Below are 14,030 nucleotides of genomic sequence, written 5' to 3'. Positions count from 1 at the left end.
AAAAATTAATTGATGAAGCTTTAACAAATTATATGAAAAACAAAGAAAATATAAAACAACTTTGTGGGTTTCATTGGATTATAGAAAGTTGGAATTCTAAATTTGATTGTAAGGAATGATTTGTGGTTTGGTATAATTCCAGCTACAAGTGAAAAAAGCAACACAAATTCCCAGCTTTTACCTGTAAAAGTGAATGGGTTATCAGAAAAAGTTGACAAAAGTTTACAGGAAATTTCAAAAGTCAACAAAAGTCAACAGGCAAACGCAGTAAAAGGCAACAAGATTTTCGAAAAGGAAACAAAAGGAAACACGACTTTTAAAGTTTCCAAAAGTTTCCAAGAAAACTAAACACTGCTAAACAAAACTAAACGATTAATTGAGTATATATCGCACGGTAAACAATTAAGCACACCTGTTATTTTTGGGGGACATATTTTTTATTGTTTTTCATAGATGCCGAAACTACGTAGTTTTAGGAATATATGATGGTGGAGACAACGGGACTCGAACCCGTGACCACCACGCTGCCAGCGTGGTGCTCTACCAGCTGAGCTATGTCCCCAGAAGGTTCAGTATCTCTTTTTCGAGGTTGTAAAGCGAATATCTCGCTGATTTGAACTTTTCAGATGTTATTATATCAAAAATTTTAAAAATTTCTTCCAAAACCCTTGCACTTTCTTGAGATCTTTTCAAATTTGAAACAATAATGTCTTTTACGCAATCTCTTTTTAGTTCGGATTTGACGGAAGGTTTTAAAATATCGTTTGCCGAATCCCTGTATTTTACGTATTTTTCGTAATCCGGGATTTTAATATGTCTTAATTTTTTGAGTTCTTTTGCAATGGGGGAATTAAATTCGTATCTTAAAATGTCTTCAACTACCCTTATGCCTTCTTTATATCTGTTTATGTTCGCATCAACGGTGCGGAAAAGAGGAGGATTACTCTTCACTGTTTAAAAATCCTAAAATCTGAAGAAGTGAAATGAAAAGATTCAGAAAATCCAGATAAAGCGCAACCGCCGCTTCTATTTCGCTTGATACGTTTCCTCTTATGATGTTTTGAGTGTCGTATAAAATAAAGAAACTGAAAAGTACCGCACCCACACTTGCAATTGCGAGCTGAAGCATAGGAAGATGAAGAAAAATATTTGCAATGCTCGCCACAATCATAATGATTAAAGTAATAAATAAAATTTTACCTATTGTGGTAAAGTTTCTTTTCGTATTCATGGCGAATATGGTAAGCGCAGCAAATGCCACGGCGGTAAGACCGAAAGCCTCCCCTATGACATAACCCATATTTTTGGCTATAAACATTGCCAGAGTCGGGGCGAGCGTGAATCCCGTCATAAAAGTAAAGGCGAAAAGCAGTACTAGATTAAGAGGGGTTTTGTTTTTTGCCGCGTATACACCGAAAAGCAGAATAAATTCCAAAATAACCGCGCCCCAATATGTAAAAGTAAGCGAACCGGTCGCGTAGTTGACCATATTTCCGACGAACCCCATTCCCACGTAAGCGCCGACGGCCCCGGCTATCAGACTTCCTGCAAGCAGCTGGTAGGTTCTTTTTACAAACGCATTAATATCGCTTATTTCGCCGGTTTGGGTATAATCCGCACTTTTTTGCTGTAAATTAATTTCCGTGGGCTTCCCTCCGAAATCTTTTGAGCTGAATTTCATAAAACCTCCTCTTTTTTTATTGAGATTATACAACAAAAAGGGTTAAAATAATGTTAAATAGTTTTATGTGCAACAGTTTACGGGATGTTATAGTTATTTTTCGTTTACAATGTTAAAGTCGAAATATCTGCTTTCAAACCCGTCGGGGATTTTGGAATACTGTATTGCCGCGGCCCTCAGGTTTCCGGCTTCCTGCCACAGCAGACCGAGACCATATCTGGGTTCGTAAAAATTGGGATTTTTAAGTTTTGCAAGTTCCATTAACGCCACCGCGTTGGCATGATGTCCCGCTCCTATCGCTGCAACGGCCGCATGGTAGAGTGTATAAGGGTCGGAAATGTTTTTATTGTTTATCAGATCGTTGTATATGACATAAGCCTCTTCAAAATGTTTGGTGTATAAATCCGCAAAAGCCACTCTTTTTAATATGGAAATCAGATCGAAGTTTTCTTTTTTTGTCTTGTTTATCAAAGCCAGTCTTACTTTGTTCAGCAGACCCGAAATTTTGGCAAATGTGAAATACCAGTCCCTTACTATTTTCGCTCCGTAATAAAAATCGTTCATATAAAATTTTTGTGAAAAAAAGAGGGACTGGTAATTTAGTGCTATTTTATAAACGGGAAGGTCTTTGTTGTTTGCGTAAAAATAGAGCAGATTTGCGATTATTTCTTTGGGATACATACTTTTCAGTCTGAGCGCGTCATATTTGAAATCCCTTCCGAGCAGTGTTTTACAGGTTATTTTTGTAATAATCCAAAGAGGGTTGTTTTTATCGGGTTTTTCTAAAAAAGCGGCCATTTTCACCGTATTGTTTCTTGTTATTGCGAGCATTCCAGCTTCAAGGATGGTGTTGTCGTTTAAATCCTCTTTTATCGACGAAACAAGGTATTCGTTCGTTTTTTTTAGTTTACCCAGTGCCATAAGGGCGTAAATTCCGCTTTTTAAGTCGTTCGGATTCAGGTGGTAGGCTCTTAGAAAATGTTTGTATGCATTTTTGTAATCCCCTAATTGTGCGTATGTTAACGCCAGATCATAGTGAAGGATATAAGACGTGTCTTTTTGTTTTATCAGTTTTTTGAACTGTTTGTTGGCAAGGTATATGTGACCGTTTAGGGCAAGTTTTAACGCATGGGATATTTTAATGTTTAAAGCCGAATATGTGGCACTTTTGCTTAGATATGTCTGGGATTCTTCTATTGCCCCTATGGGGATTCCCGCTATACCTTTTTTTAGATATGAAATGGTCTGGTTCATATTGAAAACCTTATAAGGGGCGTAAAAAAAGAACAGATCGTAAAAATCCTCTTTGTTTTTCAGGAATGATTTTTTAAATTCCCGCTGTGCCGTTTTGGTTTCGAATAGGGTCGGTTTTAGATATACGGTTATGGGGTAAATATTGTTGTCCTGAAACTCTTTTAAAATTTTAGATGCCTCTTTGAATAAAGAGAGTTTTAAATCTATAAGGGCTAATGCGAATTTCGAGCGGTTCGAATCGGAGTTTGAGAGATAATCCCTTGCAAGGGAATATTCTTTCATTCTTGCCAGGGACATTCCTTTTAAAAAGCTGTTTTCCTCCATACTCTGGGCCGTTGCAAAGTTTCCGTAATATCCGTAAATTGCGCTTAAAAGTTTTTCCGATTCCTTTTTATAAGGGTTTTTTGTAAGCAGAGCGGGAATTGCCTCGAATTCGTATCCCATATAATACATCACTACCGCGTAATAGTAAGGGTAGCTTTTTGACTGTGCTATTTCCGGCAAAAACGTATAAGCCAAATTTCTGTAGTAGTCAAACAGTTTTTTGTTTTTAAGCATTAAGGCGGCGTAGGTTGCGTTTATTGCGCTTAATACCCTGTTGTCTTTGTTTTTTATTGCTTTTTGAAAAAATTCGAGGGCTTTTTTATAATTTTTTTCTTCAAGTTTTATTACCCCTAAATTATAATAGGAAAGCGCTTCGGAATATTTTGAAAGTTTGTTGAGTATCTGAAGGGCTTTTTCCTTTTCTCCTTTTTCGTATAGTATGGTTGCTCTTTTTATCAGCTGTTTTATGGCGTCTTTTTGGACGATTCTTTTTTTTTCGAGTTTTTTTGTTATTTTTACGATTTCATCCGAAGGGAGCCGGTTTTGTTTTTTCTTATGTGTTATTAGTACGGCGGCGAGTATCAGCAGCAGAATAATCGTAATTAATAACAGTATTATGAGAAGAATGACAGGGTTTTTATTTCTTTTTTTCCCGTCCTCTTCTATTATGATTACGTTTTCTTCCTGATTTTTTTCCTCCGCCACCGTTCACCTTATAAATATTTTTTGAGTACTTCGGGAATTTTAACGTTTCCGTCTTTTGTCTGATAATTTTCCATTATGGCTACAAGAGTTCTTCCCACGGCCAGGCTGCTGCCGTTTAACGTGTGTACGAGTCTGTTTTTTTTGCCTTCTTTGTATCTGATTTTAGCCCTTCTTGCCTGAAAATCCCTTGTATTTGATACCGAGCTTATTTCCCTATACCTGTTTTGGGAGGGAATCCATACTTCTAGATCTATCGTTTTAGCCGCGCTGAACCCCAAATCCCCCGTACAGAGCATAAGCTGCCTGTAGGGAAGCCCTAATTTTTCAAGCGCGTTTGATGCGCATTCGACCATTTCATCAAACATTTTGTCGCTCTCTTCGGGTTTTGTAATGGCCACGAGTTCCACTTTGTCGAACTGATGCTGTCTTATAATACCTTTGGTGTCTTTTCCGTAGCTTCCGGCTTCTTTTCTGAAACACGGTGTGTAAGCCGTTAGTTTTATGGGTTTTTCCAAATCGGTGATGATTTCGTCTCTGAATAGGTTTGTCAGCGGTACTTCGGCAGTCGGAATGAGGTATAAATCCTCGTTTTCGATTTTAAACAGATCTTCTTCGAATTTCGGAAGCTGTCCCGTCCCCGTCATTGTTTCCTTGTTAACGATAAACGGAACGTAAACCTCTTCGAATCCCCATTCCCTGTTGTGATCCAAAAAGAAATTGATAAGAGCCCTTTCAAGTCTTGCGGCGTCTTTTTTCATAACGGTGAAACGGCTTTTCGCCAGTTTTACACCTCTTGCGAAATCGAGCCAGCCAAATTTTTCGCCGATTTCATCGTGGGGTTTGGGGTCAAAATCAAACTTGGGAATTTCACCCGCTCTTTTGATTTCCACGTTTTCGTTTTCGTCTTTTCCCACCGGTACGTCTTCATCCGGGATATTGGGAATGATAAGGGCTTTTTGCAATAAAGCCTCTTCAAGCGTTTTTAATTTCTCTTCAAGAGTCGAAATATTCTCTTTTAATGCGTTTACTTCTTTTTTAACCTCTTCGGCCTTTTCTTTTTGTCCGTTTTTCATCAAGTTTCCGATTTGTTTGGACAGTATGTTTCTTTGTTCTAAAAGTTTGTCGAGCTTTGTTTTTATCTCTTTTTTTTCTTTGAATGAATTTTTGATTTCTTCAAGGTTTTTTTCGTCCACGCCTTTTAGTTTCAACCTCTTTGTTACGGTTTCGAAATCTTTTTCAAGAAGCTTTAAATCTATCATTAAATCCCTTTTTTATAGTAATTTCATTTTTGGTATAATACTTGGGTAATTTTAACATAAAAGGAGCGTGAATGAAAAAAAAACTGTTAGCACTCGGGCTTAGTGCGCTGGTTGCAAGTACATTGATGGCAAAAGATATAAAAGTGGGTGTTTTACAGCCTTTAACGGGGCCTATTGCATCATTCGGACAAAAAACACTTGACGGGATTAAACTTGTTCATGAAAAATACAATAAACTTCCTAACGGAGACAAAATCGTATTGGTCGTGGTTGATAACCAGTTTGACAAGGTTCAGACGGTAAACGGTTATAAAAGACTCGCAAGCGGTGAAAAAGTTGTGGCTATCGAAGGGCCTCTTGCAAGCTCTATGAGTTTGGCGATTAAAAGGTTCGCAGGGGCTACCAAAACCCCTACCGTTACTCAAATCGCTACGAATCCGAGAGTTACAAAAGGAAGCAAATATCTGACAAGGGCTTGTTTTACGGATGATTTTCAGGGTACTGTTGCGGCTAAATACGCGCTTAAACACAAACTTAAAACCGCGGTTGTGGTATTCGATATGAAACAGGACTATTCCGTAGGTCTTGCTAAAGCTTTTGAAAAGGCTTATAAAAAAGAGGGTGGAAAAATTCTCAAAAAACTTTTCATAAACAGCGGGGATAAAGACTTTAACGCACAGGTTGCTCAGATTAAAAAACTTCATCCGGATTTTATATATACTCCTATTTATGCGCCTGAAGAAGGTCTTCTTGTAAGACAGCTCAGAGCCGCCGGCGTAAATTCTCCTGTAATGGGCGGTGACGGAATCGCGGATCCGGGACTTCTTAAAAAACTTGCGGGGAAAGCGGCCAACGGTGTAATGTATACGGATCATTTCGACCCTGCAAAAGCGCCTACACCTCTTTCAAAACAGTTTATAAAAGATTTTAAAGCGAAATACGGCAGACTTCCGAGTGCTTTTGCGGCTACGGGTGCGGACGGATATCTTTTGATATATAATGCGATTAAACAGTGCGACACAAAAGCGAACAAAACAAATCTTCAGTTCAAACAGTGTATTAACGATGCGATTAGACACACTAAAAATCTTGAAGCCGTTACCGGTTATCTGACAATTAACCCTAAAACAGGAAACCCTGTGAACAAACCTGCGGTTGTTGAAAAAATCGTTGACGGAAAAGTGGTGTTTAAAGAACTTATCAAGCCTTAATTTTCCCTCCCTTTCGGGAGTAAAAACATTAAGCGGCATTCCGGTGTCTTTTAATGTTTTTATATTAAAAAAAAAGAGGAAAAATGGATTTTAGCAAACCGATTGAAATTGCACCGAATGTTTACTGGATAGGGTATGTAATACCCAACGACCCTTTTCAGTGTCACGTATATTTAATAAAAAACGGAAGTAATTCGATTTTGATAGATCCCGGAAGTATGATTACGTTTCCGGTCGTTTTGGAAAAACTGACTTCTTTAATCCATCTTAAGGACATCAAATATATTATTATGCATCATCAGGACCCTGATATTGTCGGCTGTTATTCGACATTTGAAAAAATTATGCCCAAAGGGGAGCGCTATATAGTAACCCACTGGAGAACGGAAATGCTTCTTAAACATTATATGTGGGGTACGCCTTTTTATCTGATAGACAAACACGACTGGAAACTTAAGGCGGGAAAAAGGGAGTTGGAATTCGTATTCACCCCGTATGCCCATTTTCCGGGGGCTTTTTGTACTTATGACAAAAAAACGGGAATTCTGTTTTCAAGCGACCTGTTCGGGGGGCTTACTGAGGAGTTTTCGCTTTTTGCCAAAAGTGCGGACGAATATTTCGAAGCCGCAAAACCGTTTCACAAACATTATATGCCGAGCCGTGAGGTTTTACACCACGCAATGACACAGGTGAGAAAAAAGCACCCTTCTATGATAGCGCCCCAGCACGGTTCTATTATAAAAAGGGATATGATTGATCCGTTGATAGAAAAACTCAAAGATTTGGAATGCGGGCTTTATCTGCTTGACGACTATGAAAGCGATTTGTATATTTTAAGCAAAACGGATGAGGTTTTAAAACAGTTTTTTAAAGACACGGTTTCCCTTAGCTCGTTCAATTTAGTCCTCAGAAACCTGTTTGACAACATTAAAAAGGTTATTCCTTCCATAAGAAAAATTGAAATATGCGGAATTTCTCCTCTTTCGGGTTTTGAGCACTGTTTTTCTTTCAGCGAAGATCATAAAATAGTGGAAATAGAACATACCGATAAAAACTATTCGTATAAAAAAGAACTTATGCAAAACGATAAAAAAATAGGCGATATTTTCATTATAATCGATAAAAATATGAATAAAAAAGAAAAAAAACTGCTTGAAATGCTTTTAAATAAAATTGCAGTACCCGTTGCCATATCTTTGGAAAAAGAGCTTATTTTAAGGGAGCTTGAGGACAATAACAAAAAGCTTTATGAAAAATCCATTACGGATCCTCTGACAAAACTGTACAACAGGGAATATTTAAAGGAATTCTTAAGCCAGAAAATCGAAGAGGCGAAAAGATACGACTTTCCTTTAAGTGTGGCGATGATAGATATTGACTTTTTTAAAAAAATTAACGATACTTACGGTCATTTAATAGGCGACTGCGTTTTAAGGGAGATTGCCGAACTGTTAAAAAGCAATTTCAGGGGTTCGGATATTGTTTCAAGGTACGGGGGTGAGGAAATTTTCATTATTATGCCGTTTACGGACTGTAAAAATGCGTGTAAAAAGTTAAACGAGTTTAAAGAACTGGTTGAGAAATATCAGTTTTGTGAAAATCAGAAGGTGAAACTCACCGTAAGTGCGGGTGTATGTGAATTTGACAGGCAAAACGACAATATGGAAAGCCTGATTTTAAAAGCAGACAGAAAAGTCTATTTTGCCAAAAAGAACGGAAGAAACAAGGTTGTGTGCGAAAAAAGGGGATAAATGGGTGAAATAGCCTTAATCGACGAAGAGGTCGGGTTTGAAGATGTCAACAGATACGACAGACCGGTGGTCTCCAAAACCGACATAAAAGGGGTTATTACTTATACCAACTCCGTTTTCATGGCCTTAAGCGGCTATAAAAAGGGGGAAATGGTTGGAAAACCCCATAATATCGTAAAACATCCGGATATGCCTAAACAAATTTTTAAAGAGATGTGGGAAACTGTTCTGGCCGGGAAAGAGTGGAACGGGGTGATTAAGAATTTGAGAAAAGACGGTAGGTATTACTGGGTTGAGGCTGCTGTAATGCCCATTAAGGATAAAAACGGGAAAATCACCGGTTTCGTGTCGGCGAGAAGGAAAGTGAGCGACGATGTGAAAAGGGAATATGAAAAGATTTATAAAGAAATGAAAAAAAAGGAAAAATGATGGATATCGGATTTATTCTTCAGCAGATTGTTAACGGGTTTTCTTTAGGGAGTATGTACGCCCTTATTGCAATAGGTTACACGCTTGTTTACGGTGTTTTGCGGTTAATCAACTTTGCGCACGGCGATATTATGATGGTAGGTGCGTTTATGGCTTTTATATTTTTTAAGATTATGGGGCTCAATTTTTATGTTTCCGTACTGTTTTCCCTCGTATTTACGGCCGGGGTCGGTATTTTGACTTATGCGAGCGCGTATAAGCCGCTTCTGGATAAAAACGCCCCTAAAATTTCCCTTTTGATAACGGCTATCGGTATTTCTTTTTTTCTGGAGTCTTTATTCAACGTGATAGCAAACCAGTACCTCGGAGGTACTTATCAGGCGTTTTATTTTCCTAAATGGTTTTCCCATATTTTGCATATGGGAACGTTAACCGTACCTGTATTGACGATATTGGTACCGATTTTAACGCTTGTTCTTTTGGGTATCGTGTTGTATATTTTATACAGGACCAAAATAGGAATTGCGATAAGAGCCCTCGCTTTTGATATTCAAACGGTAAAACTGATGGGTGCCGATTCCAATAAAATAATCGCTTTTGTGTTCGCACTCGGTTCGGCCCTTGCCGCGGTGGGAGGTATTGCCTATGCGATGGCTTATCCGAGTATTGATCCGTATATGGGGATGCTTGTGGGGCTTAAGGCGTTTGCCGCTGCGGTTGTTGGCGGAATAGGAAGTGTTACCGGCGCCGTAATAGGAGGGTTTATTTTAGGTTTTGCGGAAGTTGCGATTCCGGGGTTCTTTCCGGAACTTGGAGGCTGGAAAGACGCTTTTGCCTTTATTTTCCTGATTTTCGTTTTATTGTTTAAGCCTACGGGAATTATGGGAATAGATTTTGAAAGACAAAGGTTTTAAAAATGAAAAAAGTGAAACTGAAAATGGAAAATTTGAGCGTAGGAAAGTATTTTGCGTTAATCGCCGCGGTTAGTGTCATATTTTTAGGCTTTTTATATCTTTCCCCGAAATGGTTTAACGATTACACCGTTACCGTTTTGGGCAACGTGTATATTTTTGTTATATTGGCGGTAAGTTATAACCTGATAAACGGGGTGACGGGGCAGTTTTCCCTCGAACCCAACGGTTTTGTGGCGATAGGCGCCTATGTCACCGCTCTTTTAATGCTCAGTCCCGACGTTAAGGCGGATATGTATATGATTGCGGATCCTTATCCGTTTATCAGGGATATATTTTTACCGAATCCTTTTTTCACGCTTGTGATAAGCGGCATAGTTTCGGCGCTTGTGGCGTTGACGCTCGCCTTTCCCGTTTTCAGGGTGAGGGGGGATTATCTTGCCATCGTTACGCTCGGATTCGGTTTTATAATCAGAATATTTCTTATTAACAATCCGGAAATTTCAAACGGTTCTATGGGGCTTGACAGTATTCCCGGATTTGCAAGTTATTTTTGGATAGGCTTTACGGCTCTTGTGACCGTCGTGCTTGTTTATAATATAGTTTATTCCAAATACGGAAGAGCGATGAAAGCCGTAAGGGATGACGAGGATGCGGCTCTTGCTATGGGTGTGAACACGTTTAAAACCAAAACGCTCGCCTTTATGACGAGTGCGTTTTTCGAAGGTGTCGGCGGGGGGCTTTTGGCAAGCTCAATCGGCTCAATATCACCGGATCAGTTTACGTTTATGCTGACGTTCCAGTTATTGATTATTATAGTTTTGGGCGGACTCGGAAGTATGAGCGGGGCGATTCTCGGGACACTGCTGTTTATAGGCGGTATGGAAGTGTTAAGACCTCTTGACGATGCGACGTGGTCCGTCGGTCAGGTGCACGGTATACCGGGTCTTAGGATGGTGGTTTTCAGTCTGATTCTTTTGGGAATTATGCTTTTTGCGAGAAAAGGTCTTTTCGGTGATAAAGAGATATGGGAATATGTGAAGTGGAAAAAATGAAAAATGTTTTAAAACAAATTTAAAGGAGTTTTAATGAGCGATATTTTAAAAATAGGCAAATATGAATTTACAAGCCGCCTTATAGTCGGGAGCGGCAAATACCCCGACTTTCAGACTACGCGTGACGCCACTCTCGCAAGCGGTGCCGAAATGATAACGGTGGCGGTCAGAAGGGTGAACATTATGGATCCGAATGAAGAGAACCTTATGGATTATTTTAAAGATACTGATGTAAAAATTCTTCCTAATTCCGCAGGGTGTACCACTGCGGAAGAGGCGATTACGCTTTTCAGGCTTGTTAGGGAAGCTACCGGAATAGACATTATAAAACTTGAAGTTATCGGAGATACGGCAAAGACCCTTTATCCGGATGTACTTGAAACGCTTAAAGCCTGTGAAGTGCTTGCAAAAGAGGATTTTACCGTTATGGCTTATACGAATGACGACCCTATTATGGCCAAAAGGCTTGAAAACGCCGGTGCGGCAGCCGTTATGCCTTTAGCCGCCCCTATAGGCAGCGGGCTTGGCGTTCAAAACAGATATAACGTTGTATTTGTAAAAGATGCCGTTAACGTTCCCGTAATTGTGGATGCGGGAATAGGTACGGCAAGTGACGCCGCCGTGGCGATGGAACTCGGAGCGGACGGGGTTTTAACTAATACGGCTATAGCTCAGGCAAAAAATCCGATAGCAATGGCGGAAGCTATGAAATATGCGGTAATGGCCGGAAGAACGGCTTACAAGGCGGGAAGAATTCCTAAAAAGCCTTATGCGAGCGCGAGTTCGCCGCTTGAGGGGTTAATAGAATTTTAACCCTTTTTTTTTATTATACTTTATTATACTACACTTAAGTGACAGACACTTATACCAAATGTGAAATGAACGATGGAAAATGATTAAATGTCCTAAATTCGGGAATTTTCAATTTTATTATAATATGATATTAATATAAAAAGAGGTGAAATGAAAACATTGGTTATATTCGCACTTGCCGGGGTGTTAATCTACACCGCTTCGGCGGCATATCTTTATTTTACGCAGGATGATAAGATATTCAACCGGAAATGGGCAAAGGAATACATACCTCAAAACGGGGTTAAAATTCTTAATTTTAAAACGGGTGACGGGGTTTTGCTAAAAGGCGGAATGGTCGAGCACGGTAAAAAACTGCCTCTTGTTCTTTATTTCGGAGGGAATGCGAATAACGTTTTGGAGTTTTTGGATAAGACCGCCTTTAAAATGAAAAATTACAATTTTCTGGCGTTTAACTATCCCGGGTATGACGGCAGCGGAGGAAAACCGTGTGAAAAGTGCATTTTGAAATATGCGGCAGAAATTTATGATAAATATAAACCCGATATTGTGATGGGAAGGAGTCTCGGAAGCGCGGTTGCCGCATATACCGCATCTTTGAAAAAAGTAGATAAACTTGTTTTGATTACGCCTTTTGATTCGATAGTGAACATAGCAAAAAGCAAATATCCTTTTTTCCCCGTCCATTTTCTTGTAAGGCATAAATTCGAAGAGTATAAATGGGTAAGAAAAGTAAAAGCGCCCGTTAATGTGCTGATAATTGAAAATGACGATGTCATTCCTTTAGAATGTACGGAAAACCTTTTAAAAAACATTCCCAATCTTAATAAAAAAATTGTTATAAAAAATATCAGACACGGTTACATTTACGAATACGAAAAAATTGTTCCTGTTTTGAATCAGCTTATAGACGGATAAAAATAAATTACTTTGTCCCTTCCGCTCACTTTTGCTTTGTATAGCGCCTTGTCGGCGTTTATAAGGGCTTCTTGTATGGTGTCGTCGGTTTTTACCGTATAGACGCCCATACTGACCGTTATGCTGATCTCATTTTTACCGTCGAGTTTTATTTTTGTGTTTCGGATTCTGTTTAATATGTTTTCTGCTATATTCGTTATTTCGTTGTTGTTTATGTCATACAGCAAAATTGCGAATTCTTCCCCTCCGATTCTTGCGAAAAGATCGTTTTTCCTTATGATTTTTTTAACATTTTGAGCGAAATTTTTTAATACCACATCCCCTGCTTTGTGTCCGTAGGTATCGTTGATTCTTTTAAAAAAGTCTATATCGAGCATAATAATGCTTGTCTGTTTGTTTGTTGCATATGACTGATAAAGCATCTGCTCTCCGAGCTTAAAAAACGCCCTTCTGTTAAATATTTGTGTTAATTCGTCTATCATGGCGAGTTTTTTCAGTTTTTTGCTTTGGGATATGTTTTCTTCGTCGTATTTGTCAAGCTGTATGGAAATTAAAAAGCCCAGCAGGGAAAAGGCGAACAGGCTTAAAAGCAGCGTCATAAAAGAAAAAGCGTCGATTTCATACAAATCGCTTATATATATGATTGTGAGTGACAAAAAAGCGTAAACGGACAATAATGTGGCGATTTTTCTGTTGGTGGCTATGTATGCGGACATTACGGTAAAATCAATCCATACCGGTAAAAACACGTTATATTTGGCTATTACTGTCTGTAAGCTTATAAATGTTATGATTACAAGATATGTGATTAGTTGAATCATTAGGATTTTCTGTTTGCACTTTATAAGACATACATACATTAATATAAGAAAAACAAGCAGAGCGGTCGTATTGAAAGTGGCCAGAGATGTTCTTGTAATTATGTTGAAAACTCTCAATATAAAAAAAAACGCCGTTATTACAATGGCCAACAAAAGACTTATTTTGGTGATGTTGAACTTAAAATACCCCAAATAATTTTTCTCATCCATAATATTATACCAAAAAAGCAGGAAACAGATTGGGCTGTCAGAAATTTTTAAAATATAATACTAAAGGATCAAATATTGTTTACAAAAAGTAACATCCATTCAATGTGCTATTATTATGTTTTATTTAGGAATTTTATAAGTTTTTTTTAAATATCTTTTTATAAACTCTTGACATATAAAATCAATTTGCATATAATTTCAGTCCACAAAGACATATTGGGGTTGCCGGCGTAGCTCAGTTGGCTAGAGCAGCTGATTTGTAATCAGCAGGCCGGGGGTTCGAGTCCCTTCGCCGGCTCCATGATATTCAGCGTTTGACCAGTTAAGGTGGGGTTCCCGAGTGGCCAAAGGGGACGGGCTGTAAACCCGTTGGCGTTTGCCTTCGAAGGTTCGAATCCTTCCCCCACCACCATTGAGCGGGCGTAGCTCAGTTGGCTAGAGCGTCAGCCTTCCAAGCTGAGGGTCGCGAGTTCGAGTCTCGTCGCCCGCTCCAGTCATGACGAACTGGGAGCTGAGCAAACCGCTTGATATTGTTGTCTGCTCAATTACTCCCGAAACTAATGTTTTTAAAACATTGCTAGCAGTGTTTTTGCCCATATAGCTCAGTGGCAGAGCACTTCCTTGGTAAGGAAGAGGTCGCCGGTTCAATCCCGGCTATGGGCTCCAGCAAGGCCTTGTTGGAGTTCAT

13 protein-coding genes and 5 tRNA genes are annotated in these 14,030 nt (G+C 39.0%); 12 read left to right on the top strand and 6 right to left on the bottom strand.

Annotation, left to right across the window (positions count from 1 at the left end; genetic code table 11):
* Nucleotides 1-120 precede the first annotated feature (120 nt).
* Nucleotides 121-348, top strand: coding sequence for a hypothetical protein (locus ACXJIE_RS05090; RefSeq protein WP_456479890.1), 228 nt, complete (start codon nucleotides 121-123; stop codon nucleotides 346-348).
* 138 nt (nucleotides 349-486) lie between these two features.
* On the opposite strand, the gene ACXJIE_RS05085 is transcribed toward ACXJIE_RS05090, so the two are convergent.
* The 5 genes from ACXJIE_RS05085 to serS form a co-directional block, all read right to left on the bottom strand.
* A tRNA-Ala gene (locus tag ACXJIE_RS05085) sits at nucleotides 487-562 on the bottom strand.
* Nucleotides 553-951, bottom strand: coding sequence for a thiamine-phosphate pyrophosphorylase (locus ACXJIE_RS05080; protein WP_456479889.1), 399 nt, complete (start codon nucleotides 949-951; stop codon nucleotides 553-555). Before ACXJIE_RS05080 ends, ACXJIE_RS05085 begins: the two co-directional genes overlap by 10 nt.
* Complete coding sequence (locus tag ACXJIE_RS05075; protein ID WP_456479888.1) at nucleotides 941-1,681, bottom strand: Bax inhibitor-1/YccA family protein; 741 nt, start codon at nucleotides 1,679-1,681, stop codon at nucleotides 941-943. The genes ACXJIE_RS05080 and ACXJIE_RS05075 overlap by 11 nt, the downstream gene beginning before the upstream one ends.
* Nucleotides 1,682-1,774: 93 nt before the next feature.
* Nucleotides 1,775-3,964 (bottom strand): tetratricopeptide repeat protein, encoded by a 2,190-nt coding sequence (locus ACXJIE_RS05070; RefSeq protein WP_456479887.1) that lies wholly within the window; start codon nucleotides 3,962-3,964, stop codon nucleotides 1,775-1,777.
* Between the two features lie 8 nt (nucleotides 3,965-3,972).
* Nucleotides 3,973-5,223, bottom strand: coding sequence for a serine--tRNA ligase (serS, locus tag ACXJIE_RS05065; RefSeq protein WP_456479886.1), 1,251 nt, complete (start codon nucleotides 5,221-5,223; stop codon nucleotides 3,973-3,975).
* A gap of 71 nt (nucleotides 5,224-5,294) precedes the next feature.
* Between serS and ACXJIE_RS05060 the strand changes: the two genes are divergently transcribed.
* From ACXJIE_RS05060 to ACXJIE_RS05030, 7 genes are all read left to right on the top strand, one after another.
* Nucleotides 5,295-6,434, top strand: coding sequence for an ABC transporter substrate-binding protein (locus ACXJIE_RS05060; protein ID WP_456479885.1), 1,140 nt, complete (start codon nucleotides 5,295-5,297; stop codon nucleotides 6,432-6,434).
* 83 nt (nucleotides 6,435-6,517) lie between these two features.
* Nucleotides 6,518-8,185 carry an oxygen-binding di-iron domain-containing protein gene (locus ACXJIE_RS05055; RefSeq protein WP_456479884.1) on the top strand — a complete coding sequence of 556 codons (1,668 nt, stop codon included), beginning with the start codon at nucleotides 6,518-6,520 and terminating at the stop codon, nucleotides 8,183-8,185.
* Nucleotides 8,186-8,614: a PAS domain-containing protein gene (locus ACXJIE_RS05050; RefSeq protein ID WP_456479883.1), complete on the top strand. Its 429-nt coding sequence runs from the start codon at nucleotides 8,186-8,188 to the stop codon at nucleotides 8,612-8,614. It abuts the gene before it with no gap.
* Complete coding sequence (locus ACXJIE_RS05045) at nucleotides 8,614-9,528, top strand: branched-chain amino acid ABC transporter permease (RefSeq protein ID WP_456479882.1); 915 nt, start codon at nucleotides 8,614-8,616, stop codon at nucleotides 9,526-9,528. The genes ACXJIE_RS05050 and ACXJIE_RS05045 overlap by 1 nt, the downstream gene beginning before the upstream one ends.
* A 2-nt stretch (nucleotides 9,529-9,530) precedes the next feature.
* Nucleotides 9,531-10,580, top strand: coding sequence for a branched-chain amino acid ABC transporter permease (locus ACXJIE_RS05040; protein WP_456479881.1), 1,050 nt, complete (start codon nucleotides 9,531-9,533; stop codon nucleotides 10,578-10,580).
* Between the two features lie 33 nt (nucleotides 10,581-10,613).
* A complete protein-coding gene (locus ACXJIE_RS05035) occupies nucleotides 10,614-11,393 on the top strand; it encodes a thiazole synthase (RefSeq protein ID WP_456479880.1) in 780 nt (259 codons plus the stop codon).
* Nucleotides 11,394-11,543: 150 nt separating this feature from the next.
* Nucleotides 11,544-12,311 (top strand): alpha/beta hydrolase, encoded by a 768-nt coding sequence (locus ACXJIE_RS05030; protein ID WP_456479879.1) that lies wholly within the window; start codon nucleotides 11,544-11,546, stop codon nucleotides 12,309-12,311.
* Here the strand turns inward: ACXJIE_RS05030 and ACXJIE_RS05025 are convergent.
* The gene (locus tag ACXJIE_RS05025) at nucleotides 12,293-13,249 is read right to left on the bottom strand and encodes a GGDEF domain-containing protein (protein ID WP_456479878.1); all 957 of its coding nucleotides are present in this window, start codon (nucleotides 13,247-13,249) and stop codon (nucleotides 12,293-12,295) included. The two genes, ACXJIE_RS05030 and ACXJIE_RS05025, sit on opposite strands and share 19 nt — an antisense overlap.
* Before the next feature lie 317 nt (nucleotides 13,250-13,566).
* Here ACXJIE_RS05025 and ACXJIE_RS05020 point away from each other — a divergent pair.
* The 4 genes from ACXJIE_RS05020 (at nucleotide 13,567) to ACXJIE_RS05005 (ending at nucleotide 14,008) form a co-directional block, all read left to right on the top strand.
* Nucleotides 13,567-13,643, top strand: a tRNA-Thr gene (locus ACXJIE_RS05020).
* 25 nt (nucleotides 13,644-13,668) lie between these two features.
* Nucleotides 13,669-13,754 (top strand) — tRNA-Tyr (locus tag ACXJIE_RS05015).
* A gap of 4 nt (nucleotides 13,755-13,758) precedes the next feature.
* Nucleotides 13,759-13,835 (top strand) — tRNA-Gly (locus ACXJIE_RS05010).
* A gap of 98 nt (nucleotides 13,836-13,933) precedes the next feature.
* Nucleotides 13,934-14,008 (top strand) — tRNA-Thr (locus tag ACXJIE_RS05005).
* Nucleotides 14,009-14,030: the final 22 nt, after the last annotated feature.

The sequence above is a fragment of the Nautilia sp. genome (assembly GCF_053994455.1).
This window is presented reverse-complemented; position numbering and strand designations above follow the sequence as displayed.

Bases quoted from the DNA above. Each gene is read 5' to 3' on its own strand.
- ACXJIE_RS05075 (WP_456479888.1), bottom strand. From the start codon at position 1,681: ATGAAATTCAGCTCAAAAGATTTCGGAGGGAAGCCCACGGAAATTAAT.
- serS (WP_456479886.1), bottom strand. From the start codon at position 5,223: ATGATAGATTTAAAGCTTCTTGAAAAAGATTTCGAAACCGTAACAAAG.
- ACXJIE_RS05060 (WP_456479885.1), top strand. From the start codon at position 5,295: ATGAAAAAAAAACTGTTAGCACTCGGGCTTAGTGCGCTGGTTGCAAGT.
- ACXJIE_RS05055 (WP_456479884.1), top strand. From the start codon at position 6,518: ATGGATTTTAGCAAACCGATTGAAATTGCACCGAATGTTTACTGGATA.
- ACXJIE_RS05050 (WP_456479883.1), top strand. From the start codon at position 8,186: ATGGGTGAAATAGCCTTAATCGACGAAGAGGTCGGGTTTGAAGATGTC.
- ACXJIE_RS05045 (WP_456479882.1), top strand. From the start codon at position 8,614: ATGGATATCGGATTTATTCTTCAGCAGATTGTTAACGGGTTTTCTTTA.
- ACXJIE_RS05040 (WP_456479881.1), top strand. From the start codon at position 9,531: ATGAAAAAAGTGAAACTGAAAATGGAAAATTTGAGCGTAGGAAAGTAT.
- ACXJIE_RS05035 (WP_456479880.1), top strand. From the start codon at position 10,614: ATGAGCGATATTTTAAAAATAGGCAAATATGAATTTACAAGCCGCCTT.
- ACXJIE_RS05030 (WP_456479879.1), top strand. From the start codon at position 11,544: ATGAAAACATTGGTTATATTCGCACTTGCCGGGGTGTTAATCTACACC.